Raw genomic sequence first — 17,772 nt, 5'->3', positions numbered from 1 at the left:
CCATGTTCTACCGACTATTGCTCGTCTTTGCCCTGTTGCTGGGGCTTTCCGCCTGCGCCCTGCCGCGCAACGGCCCACCGCCTCTGGGCACCGAGGGCGAGATCGCGGAACTCGCTCGCGCCATCGAAGACCTTTCTTCGGAGGTAAATCCCGAAGAGGCCGCCCGTGCCGCACGGATCGCTTACCGGCATACCCATGAACTGGCGATCGCCTATCAAATCACCGACCCACCGCTGATCCATAACGTGAAGGTCAACAATGGCAGCAAGCCGCGCGGCCTGTGTTGGCATTGGGCTGAGGATCTGGAGAACCGCCTGAAGGCCGAGGGTTTCGCCACGCTCGACCTTCACCGCGCCATCGCCAATGGCGACTCGCGGATCCTGCTGGACCATTCCACCGCCATCATCTCAGCCGGCGGGGCACCGATGCAGGCGGGGCTTGTCCTTGACCCTTGGCGGCGCGGGGGCGAGTTGTTCTGGTCGCCGGTCACCAGCGATCCGCGTTATGACTGGGCGCCGCGCGAAGAGGTGCTGCGGCGCAACGGGCGGATCAGATATGTGCAGGCGGGGATGGAAGGGTAAATCTGCCCCGCGCTGCCACCATCACCGCTTACGAAAAAGCCCCGCAAATCGCGGGGCTTTTCTTATTCTGCGACCTTTGCGGTGTCGCTCTTGCTGTCGCCACCCTCCTGCGGCTGTGCCTCCGCCACTTTCGGCTTGGGCTTGCGGCGCGGGGCGCGTTTCGGCTTTGGCTTGCTCTCGGGCGTGTCGACCAGCGTGCTCTCTTCGCTGTTCGGCTCGGCCTCGGCCTGCTGTTGCGCGGGCTCTTGCTGCTCGGGCTGTTTGTCGGCTTTCGGCTGCTCGCCCTGCGACTGGCCGCCCTGCTGTGCCTCGCGCTCCTGACGCTCGGCCCGCTCGCGATCCCGCTCGGCCTGACGCTCACGGTTCTGGCGCTCCTGCTCCTCGCGGCGCTGGTCCACTTCGCGCTGTGCCTCGCTCAGCAGGCGCAGGTAGTGCTCGGCATGCTGTTGAAAGTTCTCGGCGGCCACACGGTCATTGCTCAACTGTGCATCGCGGGCCAGTTGGTTGTATTTCTCGATAACCTGCTGCGGCGTGCCGCGCACCTTGCCCTCGGGGCCGGAGCTGTCGAAAACACGGTTGACGACATTGCCGCCGCCACCTTGCGACGAGCGTTTGCGGTTATTCTTCGACCGGGAGCGTGATCTGGGAGAATTCATGGAATGATGTCAGCCTTGTGTGCTGTGTGTCGTTCACCGGGGGTGCAAAGCACGTCTTGAACCCGGCCTAAGCGATATGTTGGGCATAGTGCCGCGCGGGACCGCCTGTGGCATCCACCGCTGCAACACCCCTGACTAACCATGCCAGAAAGGCTTGGGCAAGAAGAAACTGCCACTTAGCCCGCCAAATGGCGGTTTTTTCGCGATTTCACGCCGGTTTATCGGCTGAAACGACCCGTGGCCGCCCATCGAGATCATGCGCCAGCGTGACCCGGCCCCAGCCCGCCGCGGCAAAGATTTCCTGCACCGCTTCGCCCTGTTGCCAGCCGATTTCGACCATAACGCGGCCTTGAGCCGTGAGGTAGCCCTGCGCCTCGGCGGCGATAATGCGGTAGATGCTCAGCCCGTCTTGGCCATCGGTCAGCGCCATTTCCGGCTCATGCTGCCGCAATTCGGGAGAGACATCGGCCATTTCCTCGGCGGCCAAATAGGGCGGGTTCGACAGGATCAGGTCAAACCGCCCCTCAATGGCGCTGAACCAGTCGGACTGCCGGATATCGGCGCGGTCGGCCACCCCGTGCTGCACCGCATTGGCGCTGGCCTGAAGGCAGGCGGCTTCCGAGAGGTCCACCCCCAACCCCGTCGCCGCTGGCCGTTCTGCCAGAAGGGTGACGAGGATACAGCCCGAGCCGGTGCCGAGATCCAGAATGCGGGTGAAATCCTCGCCGAGCGCGAGGTCAATCAGGGTCTCCGTTTCGGGCCGCGGGTCAAGCACATCGCGGCTGATCGCGAAATCGCGGCCATAAAAGGCCCGCCGCCCGATCAACTGCGAGACCGGCACGCGCACGGCGCGCAGGGAGATGAGCTGGTCAAAGCGTTCGGCAACCTCGGGGGCGATTTCCTCGGGCGCGATGAGGGTCACGCGGGCGGCATCGACAGCGGCGGCATGGGCGAGCAACAGCCGCGCATCCCGCGCCGGATCCGGCACACCGGCGGCACGCAACCGTCCGGCGGCGGCGGCCATGGCTTGGGCGGCGGTTTGGGGGCTCACCCCTCCATCTCCGCCAGCTGACGCGCATGGGCATCGGCAGTGAGCGCGTCGACGATCTCATCCAGATCGCCCTGCATCACGGCTTCGAGCCGGTAGAGGGTCAGGTTGATCCGGTGGTCCGTCATACGCCCTTGGGGGAAATTATAGGTGCGGATCCGCTCAGAGCGGTCACCGGAGCCCACCTGCGCTGCGCGGTTGGCAGAGCGCTCGCTGTCCATCCGGCTGCGCTCCATATCATAGAGCCGTGCTTTGAGCACCTGCATCGCCTTGTCGCGGTTGCGGTGCTGGGATTTCTCTGACGAGGTGACGACGATCCCGGTCGGGATATGGGTGATCCGCACGGCGGAATCGGTGGTATTGACGTGCTGCCCCCCCGCGCCGGAAGAGCGCATCGTGTCGATCCGCAGGTCATTTGCGTTGATCTCGATATCCACGTCTTCGGCCTCGGGCAGCACCGCCACGGTCGCCGCCGAGGTATGGATACGCCCGCCGCTTTCGGTAGTGGGCACGCGCTGCACGCGGTGCACGCCGCTTTCGAACTTGAGACGGGCAAAGACATTCTGACCGGTGATATGGGCCACGACCTCTTTCACGCCGCCGAGTTCGGACATCTGGCTTTCGATCAGGTCGAACCCCCAGCCCTGCGCCTCGGCATAGCGTTGGTACATGCGCAGAAGGTCACCGGCGAAAAGCGCCGCCTCATCGCCGCCCGTGCCGGGGCGGATCTCCAACATCGCGGGTTTCGCATCCGCCGCATCGCGCGGAAGAAGTGCAAGTTGCAACCCCTGCTCGACCTCCGGGAGACGGGCGCGCAGGCGCGGCAGTTCATCCCGCGCAAGCTCGGCCATCTCGGGGTCTTTCAGCATCTCTTCGGCCTCTTCAAGGTCGCGCTGGAGCTGCTGGTAGAGGTCGATCTGATCGACCACGGGCTTGAGATCGCTGTATTCTTTCGCGAGGGCTGCAAAATCGGCCCCATCAGAGCCCGCAGACATGCTGGCCTCCAGAAACTGGAAGCGTTGCGAGATTTGCGCGAGGCGGTGCATCGGGATCATGGGGTTCCTGTCGCTTATGCAAATGCTTTGGTCAAGAGGCGGCTTGTGCTATCATCGGGTATGACACGTCTTATGCCGCTCATCTGCCTTATGGGCCTGACGGCCCTGCACCCTGCCCTTGCTGATGTCAAAGCGCCGGGCGGCAAGACAATTGATTGCTATTGCACCAACAGCAGCGGCGCCCGTGTGGAACTGGGTGAGACCATTTGTCTACAAGTGGATGGGCGCATGTTCATGGCGCAATGCCAGATGTCGCTCAACGTGCCGATGTGGCGGGAGGTGCAGCAAGGCTGCCTGTCATCGCGCCTCGATCTGATCAAGCCATCCGTTGACCCGCTTGGCGTTGACCCCCAGATCTGATCGGCCAAAGCGCGAGCGGCCATAGACTTCGACATAGCGCGGGTTGTCACCGTAGACGCCGATGGTGGTGAAATCAGGATAGCCCATCAATTTGGTGCGGGTGACATAGGTGACCTGCCCCTCGGCGAGCGATCCGGCGACGACTTCGGTGCGCGGCGTTTGCAGGATCACCCGGTCAAGCTGGGCCAAGGTCTCGGCCCCGTCGCCCTCGACGGGCACGCGCCAGATATAGCTGTTGGTGCCTTGGGTCTTGCCCATCTTCTGCCCTTCGGCCTGCGCATGCCAACGCGCGGTGTCGATGGGCGCAAGGCGGACATAGGCCACCAAGGCGACGAGGGCGATCACGATGATCCAGAACAGCATTTTAAGCACCTTTCAAAGCTCGGCGGTCAGGGGCGACGGAGGTCGCAGTAAGCAAGCCGGCCCGCCTTTCAGCGGACTGGCGCGTGATGTCGTGGCTCTCGCTCACGCGGTTCTCATGCGGTGACCCAGCAGCGACAGGATCTCGGTCGCGACATGGGCACCCGCCACCGCCGTGGCGCCGGTGGTGTCGAAGGGGGGCGAGACTTCGACAACGTCACCGCCCATGATGTTGATCCCCGCCAGATCGCGCAGCATGATCGACGCCTGCGCCGAGGTCAGCCCGCCCCACACCGGGGTGCCGGTGCCGGGGGCAAAGGCCGGATCCAGCGCGTCGATGTCAAAGGTCAGATAGCAGGGGCGATCGCCGAGGATCTCCTTGATCTTGGCAACGGTGGCCTGCGGCCCTTTCTCATGCACCTCACGCGCGTCGATGATATTGACGCCCATCGTGTCCTCATTGGTGGTGCGGATGCCGACCTGCACGCTGGTCGACGGGTCGACGATGCCGGACTTCACGGCCTTGTAGAACATCGTCCCGTGATCGATCCGGTCCATGTCGTCGTCTTGCCAAGTGTCCGTATGCGCATCGAACTGTAACAGGCTGATAGGCCCGTATTTTTCCGCATAGGCCTTGAGGATCGGGAATGAGATATAGTGATCCCCACCCAACACGACCGAGGCCGCGCCAGCATCCAGAATGGTCTTGATATGGGCGGTCAGGGCGGCGGGAAACTGGCTGACATGACCATAGTCGAAGGCCAGATCGCCATAGTCCGCGATGGCAAATTCGCTCAGCACGTCGAAATCCCAGCCATAAGGCGCGTCGGGCGCTTGCAGCGCGCTGGCCTCGCGGATGGCGCGGGGGCCAAGGCGCGTGCCGGGGCGGTTGGTCACCGCTTGGTCGAAGGGCACGCCGGTCACCGCGATGTCGACGCCGGTCAGATCCTTGGTGTATTTCCGTCGCAGGAAGGAGGTCGCCCCGCCAAAGGTCAACTCATAGCTCGGCCCTTTGAGGTCCTCGCGGGTAAAGGCCATATCCATCTGTTTGGCCGCGTCTTCCAATGCCATTACTTGCCTCCTGCTGGCTGTGCCCGCTCAACGATACGGGCGAAAAAGGATGCGCCAAGCGGCGCGATCTCGTCGTTGAAGTCGTATTCCGGGTGGTGCAGCCCCGCGCCTTCCCCGGCTCCGAGGAAGAGATAGGCGCCGGGGCGTTTTTCAAGCATGAAGCTGAAATCCTCCGCACCCATCTCGCGGCCATAATCGCCGTGCACTTGGGCCGCGCCCACCACTTCGGTCGCCGCCGCGATGGCGGCCTCGGCCTTGGCCGGATCATTGACCGTGGCGGGATAGCCGACCTCATAGTCCAACTCGGCGGTGACGTCATAACTCGCCGCCTGCCCGTCCACGATCTGCTGCATCCGGCGCATCACCATGGCCTGCACCTCACGGTCAAAAGTGCGCACGGTGCCGTTGATATAGGCGGTTTCGGGGATGATGTTATCGGCGGTGCCCGTGTGAATCTGCGTGACCGAGACCACCAAATCCTGCGCCGCGACATGGTTGCGGCTGACGATGGTCTGAATGGCCGTGGCGATGCCGCAGGCCGCCACAACGGGGTCGCGGCTCTCATGGGGCATCGCGCCATGACCGCCCTTGCCCTTGATATGAATGTGGAATTCATCCACCGCCGCCATGATCGGCCCCGGCGTGGTATAGAATGCGCCTTCGTCAAAGCCCGGCACGTTGTGGATGCCGTAAACCTGCGCGATCTCGAACCGCTCCATGATGCCCTCTTCGACCATCACGCCCGCGCCGCCGCCCGCCTCTTCGGCGGGTTGAAAGATCAGCGCCACCCGGCCTGCGAAATTGCGTGTCTCGGCCAGATATCGCGCCGCGCCCAGAAGCATGGTGGTGTGCCCGTCATGGCCGCAGGCATGCATCTTGCCCTCTCGCGTGCTTGCATAGTCCTTGCCCGTCGCCTCTTGGATCGGCAGCGCATCCATATCGGCGCGCAGGCCGATGGTCGGGCCTTCGCCCTGCCCCTCGATGATCGCCACGATGCCGGTTGTCGCGATGCCCTCGTGCAGCTCATCCACACCAAATTCGCGCAGCCGCTCGGCCACGAAAGCTGCCGTCTTATGGCAGTCGAACGCCAGTTCGGGAATTCCGTGCAAATGGCGCCGCCATGCTGTCATATCCTCCGCAAAGGCGTTGATGCGGTTCACCACGGGCATGGGCTGGACTCCTTGGGGTTGGTTTGGTCAGGGTGCATCTGACACCAGACATACGGGGCCTGCAATGCCGGACAACACAAAAGCCGATCTCATTCACGATTCAGATGCCGGGATCGAACGGTTGCTCGAAATCATGCGCCGCCTGCGCGACCCCGAGACGGGCTGCCCCTGGGATATCGAGCAAGATTTCGACAGCATCGCCCCCTATACTATTGAAGAGGCTTACGAAGTTGCCGATGCCATCGCCCGGCGTGATTGGGGCGAGCTTGAGGGGGAATTGGGCGATCTGCTGCTGCAATCGGTCTATCACACGGCGATGGGTGAAGAAGCGGGGCATTTCACCTTTCAATCCGTGGTGCGCAACATCAGCGATAAGATGGTGGCGCGGCACCCGCATGTCTTTGGCGACGAATCCCGCGATAAGAGCGCCGAACAGCAGACCGCCGATTGGGAAAAGATCAAAGCCGCCGAACGCGCGGGCAAGGCACAGAGGGGCACCTTGGACGGGGTGGCAATCGGCCTGCCGGCGCTGTTGCGGGCGATGAAGCTTCAAAAACGCGCGGCACGGGTGGGCTTTGACTGGCCCGAAACGACGCAGGTGCTCGACAAGATCACCGAAGAGGCCGGCGAACTGGTCGAGGCGAAAGACCAACTCAGCCAAGCGGAAGTCGAGGAGGAATATGGCGATCTCCTTTTCGTCATGGCCAATCTGGGCCGCCATCTGGGGCTGGACCCGGAGGCCGCTTTGCGCGCCGCCAATGCCAAATTCACCCGCCGGTTCGAGGGGGTCGAGGCCCGGCTCGCCGCCATGGGCAAAACCCCGCAAGACAGTGATCTGGCCGAGATGGACGCGCTGTGGGATGCGGTGAAACTGGCGGAACGCGGCTAATCCCCCGGGCAGCGGCTGGACAAAGACCCGCCCCTCCGGCAAGGCTCTGCCCCAAGCAATTTGACGAAAGTAAGCCCATGACCCCGCGCAAAATCATCATCGACACCGACCCCGGCCAAGACGACGCCGTCGCGATCCTCCTCGCGCTAGCAAGCCCCGAAGAGATCGACGTTCTCGGCATCACCTGTGTCGCGGGCAACGTGCCGCTGGATCTGACTTCGAAAAACGCGCGGATCGTTTGCGAATTGGCGGGGCGGGATGATGTGAAAGTCTTTGCCGGTTGCGACCGCCCGCTGGGGCGTGATCTGGTGACGGCGGAACATGTGCATGGCAAGACCGGCCTCGACGGCCCCGACCTGCCCGATCCAACCATGCCGCTGGTCGAAGGGCATGGGGTGGATTTCATCATCGAACAGGTCCGCGCCCATCCCGCAGGTAGCGTAACCCTTTGCCCCTTGGGGCCGCTGACCAATATCGCGACTGCCCTGCAAAAAGCGCCCGACATCGCCGAGAAGGTGCAAGAGATCGTGCTGATGGGCGGCGGCTATTTCGAGGGGGGCAACATCACGCCCACGGCGGAATTCAACATCTACGTCGACCCCCATGCCGCTGATATCGTTTTCAAATCTGGCATTCCGATCGTCGTGATGCCGCTCGATGTGACCCATAAGGCGCTGGTCACCAAACCGCGCAACGATGCCTTCCGCGCACTTGGCACCAAGGTCGGCGTCGCCGTGGCCGAGATGACCGATTTCTTCGAGCGGTTCGACAAAGAGAAATACGGCTCCGAAGGCGCGCCGCTGCATGATCCTTGCGTCACCGCCTATCTGATCAACCCCGATCTTTTCCAAGGCCGTCATATCAATGTCGAGATCGAAACCCAGTCGGAGCTGACCATGGGCATGACCGTCGCCGACTGGTGGCGCGTGACCGACCGCACACCCAACGCGCTTTTCGTAGGCGACCTTGATGCCGACGGGTTCTTTGCCCTGCTCACCGAAAGGCTGGCCCGCCTATGAGCGCCCATCTCACCCTCGGCGCGCCTGAGCATCTCGACAAGCTTGTAGCACTTGTCGCGGCATTCCACGCCGAAGCGGGGATCGAGATGAGCGATGAACAGCGCCGCCGCGGGCTGGCCCCGCTGCTGGATGGTATCCCCCATGGCGCCGCCTATCTGATCGGCCCGCCCCGCGCGCCTATCGGCTATGTGGTGATCTGTTTCGGCTGGTCGGTTGAATTCGGCGGGTTGGACGCCATCATTGATGAAATCTACGTCCGTCCCGGCGTGCGGGGTCGCGGCATCGCCTCGGAGGCGCTGATCGCGCTGCCCCGGGCGCTGGCGGCGGGCGGGCTGCGGGCCGTCCATCTTGAGGTGGATCGCAACAATGCCGCGGCGATGAAACTCTATACCCGGGCGGGCTTTCGCCCGCGCGAGGATTACATGCTTATGTCCCGGATCCTGTGATGCGTATTCCTTTCGATAATAGCTATGCCGCCCTGCCAGAGGGGTTCTTTACCCGGCTGGCTCCCACGCCTGTCAAAGCGCCCCAGCTTTTGGCATGGAACGCCGAATTGGCGGCGGAACTGGGTATCGAAGGGGCGGAGCCCGCGGAAATCACGCAGATCTTTGCCGGCAACGATGTGCCTGCGGGGGCCGATCCCCTGGCGCAGCTTTACGCCGGGCATCAGTTTGGCAACTTCAACCCGCAGCTTGGCGATGGCCGGGCGATCCTGCTGGGGGAAGCCGTCGATCAGAGCGGCCAGCGCCGTGACATCCAGTTGAAAGGCTCAGGCCCCACGCCCTATTCGCGGATGGGCGATGGCCGCGCATGGGTCGGGGCGGTGCTGCGCGAATATCTGGTGAGCGAGGCGATGCATGCCCTTGGCGTGCCCACCACCCGCGCCTTGGCCGCCGTCGCCACCGGTGAGTCGATCCTGCGCGAAAGCGGCCCCCTGCCCGGTGCCATCGTGACCCGCGTCGCCGCCAGCCACCTGCGCGTCGGCACCTTTCAGGTCTTCGCCCATCGCGGGGAGACCGAAGCGCTCAAAACCCTCACCGACTATGCCATCGCGCGCCATTACCCCGAGGCCGATGGCCCGCTTGGCCTTTTGCGCGCGGTCTGTGCTGCGCAGGCGGAACTCGTGGCGCAATGGATGTCGGTGGGCTTTATCCACGGCGTGATGAACACCGACAATTGCAGCATCTCGGGCGAGACGATCGACTATGGCCCCTGCGCCTTTATGGATGCCTTCCATCAGGGCCGTGTTTTCAGCTCCATCGACCGGCAGGGCCGCTATGCCTATGGGAACCAGCCGCAGATCGTGGTCTGGAACATGGCGCAGCTTGCGACCTCGCTTTTGCAGCAGATGGACGACAAAGAGAGCGCCGTCGAAGAGGCGACCGAGATCGTCCACGATATGCCCGACTTGATCGAAGCCGCATGGCTGCGCCGTTTTGCAGCCAAGGTTGGCATCTCGACACCGCGGGCCGAAGATGTCGACCTCATCAACGAATTGCTGGGGCTGATGCAAAAGGATGGTGCCGACTTCACCAATGCCTTCCGCGCGCTTCCCACAGATCAAGCCCGCGACCAGTTCACCGACCGAGACGCTTTTGACACATGGGCCAAAGGCTGGCGCGCACGGATCGAACGGGAACCCGATCCGCAAGCGGTGATGAATGCGGCGAACCCCGCCGTGATCCCCCGCAACCACCGGATCGAAGAGATGATCGAGGCCGCCGTCGCGGGCGACATGGCCCCTTTCGAGCGGCTGATGAGAGCGCTGGCCACCCCCTTTGTCGAGACGGACCCCGAGCTTCAGCGCCCGCCGACCGAGGACGAGATCGTGCCCGCCACATTCTGCGGCACCTGAGCTTAGTGGCTGCGGGGTTTACGATTAATCAGGTAAATCCCCGCCGCCACCAGCAGCAATGCGGCCCAAATGCTCAGCCCCACTTCTTCCGAAAGGATCAGCCAGCCCAGAAGCACGGCAAAGACCGGCGACAGAAAGCTAAACGAGGCGACAGAGGCTGCGGGATAGATTGTCAGCAGCCAGAACCACGCCAAAAAGCCGAAGCTCGCCACCGCGATGATCTGATAGGCAAGCCCCGCCAGATGCACCGGGGCCACTTCGCGCAGCAAGGGACCGAAGAGCGGCGCAAGCAGCAGAAGGATCGGGGCAGAAATCACCAGTTGCATCATCAGTTGCTGCGCGGGCGGCACTTTGGCCAGCGGCGTGACACGAACGCAAAGCGCGATGCCCGCCCAGCAGAGTGCTGCGAAAAGCGCCAGAAGATCGCCCAGCCAATGCGCCCCTTCGGTTCCGCCATCGCTCAACGCCAGCACCACGCCGCCCATGGCCAGCCCCATGCCGATGAGCCGCGCCCCGCTTAGCCGCTCTCCCGGTAGCCACAGATGCGCGGCGATGCCAAGCCAGACCGGCATGGAATAAAGCAGGATCGACGCGCGGCTGACCGTGGTCAGGTCGAGCGCGAGGAACAGGCAGACAAACTCTAGCGTAAAGAAAAGCCCCGCCGCCACACCGCCCCATAGCGCAGCACGTGGGATCGACAGGCTGACGCCCCGCCGCCGCATCCAGATCAGCAGCAAAAACACCGCCCCGAGAGAGCGCAGCCCGGCCAGAAAGACCGGGTTGAAGCCGCCAGTGCTGACCTTGATGACGACTTGGTTAAAACCGAGGTTCAGCGCGAAGAGCACCAGCGCCACGGCGCCGAATGTATCAATGTGTGATTTGCGTTCCATCCCGCCAGAAGCGCTGCCCGGATCAGATAAGTCAATGGCGCGCCGCGGTTTTCCGGGCGCGCCATTTCGCTGTCCTAGGGAGGTGCCTCGGCTCAGGCCGCCTGCTGGCCGCCCGGCTTGCCACCGCCGCCACCGCGCCTGCGACGCCGCCCGCCGCTTGGCTTGCCCGCGCCTTCACCACCGCCGCCGCCGCCACCGGGACGACCGCCACCACCACCGGGGCGGCCACCGCGTCTGCGGCCCCGGCCCTTGGGTTTCGCAGGCTCATCAATCACTTCCCAAGGACGGCCCGAGGCCACGGGGATCGAAATGCCCATGGTCTTTTGGATCGCCTTCAGTTCGCCCATTTCATCGGGGGCGCAGAAGGCCACGGCGGCCCCATCCTTGCCCGCCCGCGCGGTCCGGCCGATGCGGTGGACGTAGTTGTCCGGCACATTCGGCAGGTCGAAGTTATAGACGTGTTTCACATCCGGAATGTCGAGGCCCCGCGCCGCCACATCGGTGGCCACCAACACGGTGATGTCGCCATTCTTGAACCCCGCAATCGCGCGGTCCCGCTGACCTTGGCTTTTGTTGCCGTGGATCGAAGCGGCGTCAAACCCGGCCTTCACCAGCGTCTTCATCAGCCTTTCCGAGCCGTGTTTCGTGCGGCCAAAGACCAGCGCGCGTTCGCCCTTGTGCTTGGCCAGCAGCTCTTTCAGCAGTTCGGTCTTCTCGGCCTTGGCGATGAAATGCACCTCTTGCGTCACCTTATCCGCCGCCTTGCCCGGAGGCGAGACTTCGATGCGGATCGGGCTGTTGAGATAGCTGTTGGCGATCTCGTTCATCAGCTTGGGCATGGTCGCCGAGAAGAGCATCGTCTGCCGCTCTTTCGGGATCATGTTCGAGATTTTGCGCAGGTCATGGATGAAGCCCATGTCGAGCATCTGGTCGGCCTCATCCAGCACGAGGAAGGTCGTCGTATCGAGTTTGACCGCGCGCCGGTCGAGCAGGTCCAGCAGACGGCCCGGTGTGGCGATCAACAGATCGACACCACGCTCCAGACGCTTGATCTGCGTGTTGATCGACTGGCCCCCCACCACCATCGCCACTTTGATCGGCGTGCCTTCGGCATAGCCGCGCAGGTTCACGGCGATCTGCTGCGCCAGCTCGCGCGTAGGCGCAAGCACCAGCCCGCGCACGGAACGCGCTGCGGGGCGGCCCTCGATCTCCATCATCTGGGCCAGCAGCGGAACGCCAAAGGCGGCGGTCTTGCCGGTGCCGGTCTGGGCAAGGCCCATCACGTCGCGCCCGTTCAGCGCATGGGGGATCGCCTGTTTCTGGATCGGGGTCGGCTCGTTCAGCCCCATCTCTTTCAGTCGGGCCACCAGTTTGGCAGGCAGGCCCATCATGTCAAAATCGCTCATTCGTTCACTTTCCGGCCCGCGAAAACACGCGCCATGTTCTTTCGCCGCGCCACTCAACAGGCGCCACGGGGTCGCGCAAGCCAGATCGCGGGCGCAGGCCACATGCCTCACACCCGTCTGTCGCGCTTGGCCCCACGCGTGATTTTGGGAACATCGGCGGGCCTTGTCGTCAGCGTCCCAGAGACCCCTCATGGGGCTTGGCGCTGATACTGCTCACGCGGCAGAAGGCTTCGCTTGATCCTCACATGGGCGCTACGTGCGCAAAAGTCAACCGGCGCGGTCAATTCCGGTGGCGTCCGGCGGTGCTAAAATGCTAGGACCGTAGTCCGACGGACGAAGGGCGAGACGATGCGCAACCCGATCATCAAACGCTGCGAGGCGATGGGCCTGCGCATGACAGGTCAACGCCGGGTCATCGCTCAGGTGATTCACGACAGCGAAGACCACCCCGATGCCGAAGAGATCCTGACCCGCGCCAGCGTGATCGACAGCGGCATCTCCATCGCCACGGTCTACCGCACGGTGAAGCTGTTTGAGGAAGCGGGCATCCTCGACAAGTTGGAGTTCGGCGATGGCCGGGCGCGTTACGAAGATGCACAGCGGGCGCATCACGATCACCTTATCGACGTGAACTCGGGCGAGGTGATCGAATTCGTCGATGCGGAAATCGAAGAGCTTCAGGAACGGATCGCGCGCAAGCTGGGTTACAAATTACAGGGCCACCGGATGGAACTCTACGGTGTGCCGATCAAGAAGGATGACCCATGACAGAACGTGACCGCCCTTTGCTGGCCGTGTTGATCGACGCCGATAACGTGCCCGCAAAACATGCCGCAGCCATCATGCGGGAGGTCACGACGATTGGGGAGCCTGCCCTGCGACGGGTCTATGGCGATTGGTCGAATGACCACCTCAAGGGCTGGAAAGCGCCGATCCGCGAGTTGGGTTTGGTGGCGCATCAGGAAACCGCGAACACCAAGGGCAAGAACGCCAGCGACATCGGGCTGGTCATTCAGGCGATGGACATCCTGCACAGCCGCCGCTTCGATATTATCGTGATCGTTTCCTCCGACAGCGATTTCACCGCGCTGGTGAACCGCCTGCGCGAAGATGGGGTGACCGTTATCGGCATTGGCGAGAAGAAGACCCACGATTCGCTGCGCAATGTCTACAACCGCTTCATCCTGATCGAAAACCTCGACGAGGTAGAGCCCGACACCCCCTCGCGGGCCAAGGCCAAGGTGGGCGATGCCCTGCCCCTGTTCAAAGCCGCGATGGACAAGATCGACACCGAAGACGATTGGTATAACCTCGGCCAGATCGGCCAGACCATTCAGGCAGCGCATCCCGATTTCGACAGCCGTACCTATGGTCATGGCAAGCTGAGCGCCTTGGCCGCCGACCTCAAAGCCTTGGAAACGCGGAAGGACGGCAACCGCTTGATGGTCCGCCTAAAAAGCTAACGCCGGATCACTCGGCGGCGCGCTGCTCTTGCTTCGCGACGCGGGCGAGCATGGCCGGCAGCAGTACGCTCAGCACCACCAGACGCATGATGTGGCAGGCGGCGACAAAGCCCGGCACCACCGCCAGCACCGCGCCAAGGGCGATCATCGTCTCCAGCCCGCCGGGTGCGAAGGCCACCAGCACATGCCCCAGCGGCATGCCAAGCGCCCAGGCCACCGGAACGGCGCCAAGTCCCGCCAGCCCCACCGCAACGCCCGTGATCGCCAGCCCCGCGCCAAGCCCGCTTGCCAGACGCGCAGGCGTGATGCCGGAAAACCGCGTACCGATGAGGCTGCCGAGCACGAGATAGGCGACAAGGGTCAGCCAGCCCGGCAGAACGCCAGTCTCTAGCCCAGTCAGATGCGCGATGGACGAGACCACCATCGCCCCCATCAAAAGCGGCGCGGGCACGGAAAGACGGGCAAAGATCATTCCCACGACGACGGAGACGCCGATCATCACGAGGATCGACAGCAGGCTCATCCCCGCCCCCGCGGGGGCGATATTGCCGGTCATGTCGACGCCCATCAGAAGGGCGGCGAAAGGCACGACGATGGTCAGCGCCAAAAGCCGGACCGACTGCGTGATCGAAATGCGCGGCATGTCCGACCCGCTGTCGCTGGCAATCGCCATGACGAAACTCAGATGTCCGGGGGCCGAGGCCAGAAGCGCGGAACGTGCGTCAAAGCCAAAATACCGCGCGAGCATCCAACGGCAAAGCGCCATGATTCCCCAAATCACCCCGGTCATAAAGACAAAGGCCAGTGGCCAGCGCAGCATGGCGTTCACCGCATCTTGGTTGAACCCTGCCCCCACGGCGATGCCCAGCACGACGAAACAGGCATCCCGCAGCCGCGGATCGACCGCCGTGCGCACCCCCATCAGGCCTAAGACACTCACCGCGATCACCGGGCCAAGCAACATATAGACCGGCGCATTCAGCCACCAGAACAGCAGCGCACCAAAGCCCCCGGCCGCAAGGGTCAGCACTGTGTCGCGCGGGGCGAGCGAGGGGATCGGCCATCTCATGCGGTAGGGCTAGCACTCCGGTAGAGCCTGCGCCAGTGGCACACGCATGACGCGCATCGCGCGCCCTTGCCCTTTCGTCGCAAAAGGTTCATGGGCGACTGGCAATACCACGGGATGAAGGGGCGTGATCATGGACAATCTGCGCGGCGCGATGCTGATGGTGCTGGCCATGGCCGGTTTCGCGGTCGAGGACATGTTCGTCAAACTGACGAGCGATGCGCTCCCCGTCGGCCAGATCATCGCGCTTTTGGGCGCGGGCGGCGGGGCGATCTTTGCCGTGACCCTGCGCATTCAGGGAAAGCGCCTGTTCTCTGCCGATATGCTGACCCAGCCGATCCTGCTGCGTGCCGTGGGCGAAGTGCTGGGCACGCTTTGTTTCGTCACCGCCATCGTGCTGACGCCGCTCTCTTCGGCCTCAGCTATTTTGCAGGCGACCCCTCTGGCCGTCACCCTCGGTGCGGCGCTGTTCCTTGGCGAGCCGGTCGGCTGGCGCCGCTGGAGCGCGATCATCGTGGGCTTCCTTGGCGTGCTCTTGATCGTGCGCCCGGGGCTGGAGGGGTTCAACGCGCTGTCGCTTTTCGCCGTGGCCGGTGTCATCGGCCTCGCCTTGCGGGACTTGGCGACGCGCAAAGTTCCCAAAAGCATCAGCTCCATGCAGCTTAGCTTTCTGGCCTTTATCGTCTTGGTCCCCGCAGGGCTGATCCTGATGCTGGCCGCAGGCACGCCCGCCGCCATGCCCGGCGGGGCCGAGGTGCTCTATCTCGCCGGGGCGATGGTGATCGGGGTGCTGGCCTATTACGCCATCGTCGCCGCCATGCGTGTGGGCGAGGTGAGCTTTGTCACCCCCTTCCGCTATACCCGCATGCTCTTTGCGCTGGTGGCGGGGATCGTGGTTTTCGACGAATCCCCCGACACGCTGACGCTGGTCGGGGCCGCGATCATCATCGCCTCGGGGGTCTATACCCTGCTGCGCGAACGCAAAATCACCCCCCGGCCCCGCCGCGGTCTTTCCAAGCCGGGCCTGCCGGGGTAAACCGCCACAAACCCGAACATGAGGACAAAGCCCATGAGCACGATCATCGACATCCACGCCCGCGAAATCCTCGACAGCCGGGGCAACCCGACGGTCGAAGTCGACGTTATCCTCGAAGACGGCACCATGGGCCGCGCCGCTGTCCCCTCCGGTGCCTCGACCGGTGCCTATGAGGCGAACGAGCGGCGCGATGGCGACAAGTCGCGCTATCTGGGCAAAGGCGTGCTCGAAGCCTGCGCCGCCGTTAATGGCGAGATTGCCGAGGCGCTCGTGGGGGTCGAGGCGACGGAACAGGTCGAGATCGACGAGATGATGATCGAACTCGACGGGACCGAGAACAAATCCCGCCTCGGCGCCAATGCGATCTTGGGCGTGTCGATGGCCGCGGCCAAGGCGGCGGCGGACTACTGCGCGCAACCGCTCTACCGCTACATCGGCGGCACCACCGCCCGCGTTCTGCCGGTGCCGATGATGAACATCATCAACGGCGGCGAACATGCCGACAACCCGATCGACATTCAGGAATTCATGATCATGCCGGTCGCCGCGGAAAACATCCGCGAAGCCGTGCGCATGGGGGCCGAGGTGTTCCACACGCTGAAGAAAGAGCTTTCCGCCGCTGGCCTGTCGACCGGGATCGGCGACGAGGGCGGCTTTGCCCCCAACATCAACTCCTCGCGCGATGCGCTTGATTTTATTCTGAAGTCCATTGAAAAAGCGGGCTACAAACCGGGCGAAGACATGTATCTCGCCCTCGATTGCGCGGCGACGGAATACTACAAAGACGGCAAATATGTCCTCTCCGGCGAAGGCAAAACCCTGTCGAGCGCAGAGAACGCCGACTACCTCGCGGCGCTGGTGAACGACTACCCGATCATCTCCATCGAAGACGGCATGGCCGAAGACGATTGGGACGGTTGGAAGGCACTGACCGACCTCTTGGGCGGCAAGGTCCAACTGGTGGGCGATGACCTTTTCGTCACCAACCCTGCGCGTCTGAGCGATGGCATCCAGCGCGGCGCGGCGAACTCCATGCTGGTCAAGGTCAACCAGATCGGCACCCTGACCGAGACCCTCAAAGCCGTGGATATCGCGCATCGCGCGGGCTACACCAACGTCATGTCGCACCGCTCGGGCGAGACCGAAGATGCCACGATTGCCGACCTTGCAGTCGCCACCAACTGCGGCCAGATCAAAACCGGCTCGCTGGCGCGTTCTGACAGACTGGCGAAGTACAACCAGTTGATCCGTATCGAAGAAATGCTGGGCGAGACCGCTCAATACGCGGGCCGCTCGATCCTGCGCGGCTGATGTCGGACCTCACCATCCGCCCTGTCACCACCGCTGCGGACCTCGCGGCGGTGGTGGACCTCTGCTGGGCCTATCGCGACTTTCTCTATCACTTCGGCCCGACCGAACAGCGGATCGTCGAGACTTTCTACCCCCAAGACAAATACAGCGCCCTGATGGCACGCCTGGCCGAGGAACACGCCCGCCCGCGCGGCATCATCCTCTTGGCCGAGCGGGGTGGCATCCCCCTGGGCTGCGGCATGTCCCATGCGCTGACCGAGACGGAGAGCGAGATCAAACGCGTCTTCGTCGCCGACGCGGCCCGTGGCACCGGGGCGGGCCGGGCGATCTGTCAGCGCCTTGTCGATCAGGCGCGGGAAGATGGGTTCGAGAAGGTCTATCTTGATACCTCCGTGGGCTTTGCCCCTGCCCGCGCGCTTTATCGCTCGCTTGGGTTTGTTGAGCGCGGGCCCTATCAACCGATGCCGGATTTCACGCGGGATGCGATCTGTTTCTTTGAGATGCCGCTAAGGGATGTGGCTGCGCCAGCCGAATAAC

Annotated in this window: 20 protein-coding genes; 11 read left to right on the top strand and 9 right to left on the bottom strand. The window is 63.6% G+C overall.

Features of this window, described 5'->3' with window-relative positions:
• Positions 1-2 precede the first annotated feature (2 nt).
• Positions 3-581, top strand: coding sequence for a hypothetical protein (locus tag ACGYLO_RS15530; protein WP_271687202.1), 579 nt, complete (start codon positions 3-5; stop codon positions 579-581).
• Between the two features lie 62 nt (positions 582-643).
• On the opposite strand, the gene ACGYLO_RS15525 is transcribed toward ACGYLO_RS15530, so the two are convergent.
• From ACGYLO_RS15525 to prfA, 3 genes are all read right to left on the bottom strand, one after another.
• Entirely contained in the window at positions 644-1,237 is a 594-nt protein-coding gene (locus ACGYLO_RS15525; RefSeq protein ID WP_271687201.1) for a DUF4167 domain-containing protein, read from the bottom strand.
• Positions 1,238-1,445: 208 nt separating this feature from the next.
• Positions 1,446-2,288, bottom strand: a complete 843-nt coding sequence (gene prmC / locus ACGYLO_RS15520) for a peptide chain release factor N(5)-glutamine methyltransferase (RefSeq protein WP_276154407.1) — start codon at positions 2,286-2,288, stop codon at positions 1,446-1,448.
• Positions 2,285-3,340, bottom strand: coding sequence for a peptide chain release factor 1 (gene prfA, locus ACGYLO_RS15515; RefSeq protein WP_271687200.1), 1,056 nt, complete (start codon positions 3,338-3,340; stop codon positions 2,285-2,287). The genes prmC and prfA overlap by 4 nt, the downstream gene beginning before the upstream one ends.
• A gap of 60 nt (positions 3,341-3,400) precedes the next feature.
• On the opposite strand from prfA, the gene ACGYLO_RS15510 reads away from it, so the two are divergent.
• Positions 3,401-3,700 carry a hypothetical protein gene (locus ACGYLO_RS15510; protein ID WP_271687199.1) on the top strand — a complete coding sequence of 100 codons (300 nt, stop codon included), beginning with the start codon at positions 3,401-3,403 and terminating at the stop codon, positions 3,698-3,700.
• Here ACGYLO_RS15510 and ACGYLO_RS15505 read toward each other — a convergent pair.
• From ACGYLO_RS15505 to ACGYLO_RS15495, 3 genes are all read right to left on the bottom strand, one after another.
• On the bottom strand, positions 3,638-4,063 hold the full coding sequence (locus ACGYLO_RS15505; RefSeq protein ID WP_271687198.1) for a DUF1499 domain-containing protein: 426 nt from the start codon (positions 4,061-4,063) through the stop codon (positions 3,638-3,640). The genes ACGYLO_RS15510 and ACGYLO_RS15505 overlap by 63 nt on opposite strands.
• Positions 4,064-4,165: 102 nt before the next feature.
• Entirely contained in the window at positions 4,166-5,131 is a 966-nt protein-coding gene (gene speB / locus ACGYLO_RS15500; protein ID WP_271687197.1) for an agmatinase, read from the bottom strand.
• Positions 5,131-6,300 carry a M20 aminoacylase family protein gene (locus tag ACGYLO_RS15495; protein WP_271687195.1) on the bottom strand — a complete coding sequence of 390 codons (1,170 nt, stop codon included), beginning with the start codon at positions 6,298-6,300 and terminating at the stop codon, positions 5,131-5,133. The genes speB and ACGYLO_RS15495 overlap by 1 nt, the downstream gene beginning before the upstream one ends.
• A 64-nt stretch (positions 6,301-6,364) precedes the next feature.
• Here ACGYLO_RS15495 and mazG point away from each other — a divergent pair, with 64 nt between their 5' ends.
• From mazG to ACGYLO_RS15475, 4 genes are all read left to right on the top strand, one after another.
• Positions 6,365-7,189, top strand: a complete 825-nt coding sequence (gene mazG / locus ACGYLO_RS15490) for a nucleoside triphosphate pyrophosphohydrolase (RefSeq protein WP_271687194.1) — start codon at positions 6,365-6,367, stop codon at positions 7,187-7,189.
• A gap of 77 nt (positions 7,190-7,266) precedes the next feature.
• Positions 7,267-8,208 carry a nucleoside hydrolase gene (locus ACGYLO_RS15485; protein WP_271687192.1) on the top strand — a complete coding sequence of 314 codons (942 nt, stop codon included), beginning with the start codon at positions 7,267-7,269 and terminating at the stop codon, positions 8,206-8,208.
• Positions 8,205-8,654, top strand: coding sequence for an N-acetyltransferase (locus ACGYLO_RS15480; protein WP_271687191.1), 450 nt, complete (start codon positions 8,205-8,207; stop codon positions 8,652-8,654). Before ACGYLO_RS15485 ends, ACGYLO_RS15480 begins: the two co-directional genes overlap by 4 nt.
• Positions 8,654-10,063, top strand: coding sequence for a YdiU family protein (locus ACGYLO_RS15475; RefSeq protein WP_271687190.1), 1,410 nt, complete (start codon positions 8,654-8,656; stop codon positions 10,061-10,063). Before ACGYLO_RS15480 ends, ACGYLO_RS15475 begins: the two co-directional genes overlap by 1 nt.
• A gap of 2 nt (positions 10,064-10,065) precedes the next feature.
• Here the strand turns inward: ACGYLO_RS15475 and ACGYLO_RS15470 are convergent, their stop codons facing one another.
• Together ACGYLO_RS15470 and ACGYLO_RS15465 are read right to left on the bottom strand one after the other, a co-directional pair.
• Entirely contained in the window at positions 10,066-10,953 is an 888-nt protein-coding gene (locus ACGYLO_RS15470) for a DMT family transporter (protein ID WP_271687189.1), read from the bottom strand.
• Positions 10,954-11,045: 92 nt separating this feature from the next.
• A complete protein-coding gene (locus ACGYLO_RS15465; protein WP_276154408.1) occupies positions 11,046-12,359 on the bottom strand; it encodes a DEAD/DEAH box helicase in 1,314 nt (437 codons plus the stop codon).
• 348 nt (positions 12,360-12,707) lie between these two features.
• Between ACGYLO_RS15465 and ACGYLO_RS15460 the strand changes: the two genes are divergently transcribed.
• Both ACGYLO_RS15460 and ACGYLO_RS15455 read left to right on the top strand, forming a co-directional pair.
• Complete coding sequence (locus ACGYLO_RS15460) at positions 12,708-13,127, top strand: Fur family transcriptional regulator (protein WP_067265902.1); 420 nt, start codon at positions 12,708-12,710, stop codon at positions 13,125-13,127.
• On the top strand, positions 13,124-13,822 hold the full coding sequence (locus ACGYLO_RS15455) for an NYN domain-containing protein (protein ID WP_209217720.1): 699 nt from the start codon (positions 13,124-13,126) through the stop codon (positions 13,820-13,822). Before ACGYLO_RS15460 ends, ACGYLO_RS15455 begins: the two co-directional genes overlap by 4 nt.
• Before the next feature lie 7 nt (positions 13,823-13,829).
• Here ACGYLO_RS15455 and ACGYLO_RS15450 read toward each other — a convergent pair whose 3' ends face one another.
• The gene (locus ACGYLO_RS15450) at positions 13,830-14,891 is read right to left on the bottom strand and encodes an AbrB family transcriptional regulator (RefSeq protein WP_271687187.1); all 1,062 of its coding nucleotides are present in this window, start codon (positions 14,889-14,891) and stop codon (positions 13,830-13,832) included.
• A 130-nt stretch (positions 14,892-15,021) separates the two neighbouring features.
• Here ACGYLO_RS15450 and ACGYLO_RS15445 point away from each other — a divergent pair, with 130 nt between their 5' ends.
• The 3 genes from ACGYLO_RS15445 to ACGYLO_RS15435 are packed head-to-tail and all read left to right on the top strand — an operon-like array spanning position 15,022 to position 17,771.
• Complete coding sequence (locus ACGYLO_RS15445; RefSeq protein WP_271687185.1) at positions 15,022-15,924, top strand: DMT family transporter; 903 nt, start codon at positions 15,022-15,024, stop codon at positions 15,922-15,924.
• Between the two features lie 33 nt (positions 15,925-15,957).
• Positions 15,958-17,235: a phosphopyruvate hydratase gene (gene eno / locus ACGYLO_RS15440; protein WP_209217717.1), complete on the top strand. Its 1,278-nt coding sequence runs from the start codon at positions 15,958-15,960 to the stop codon at positions 17,233-17,235.
• A complete protein-coding gene (locus tag ACGYLO_RS15435) occupies positions 17,235-17,771 on the top strand; it encodes a GNAT family N-acetyltransferase (RefSeq protein WP_271687183.1) in 537 nt (178 codons plus the stop codon). Before eno ends, ACGYLO_RS15435 begins: the two co-directional genes overlap by 1 nt.
• Position 17,772 lies beyond the last annotated feature (1 nt).

It is taken from the genome of Sulfitobacter sp. 1A13353 (assembly GCF_043557255.1).
Classification (GTDB): domain Bacteria; phylum Pseudomonadota; class Alphaproteobacteria; order Rhodobacterales; family Rhodobacteraceae; genus Sulfitobacter; species Sulfitobacter faviae.
Note: the sequence above shows the minus strand (reverse complement) of the source record. Positions and strands in the feature narration are given on the sequence as shown.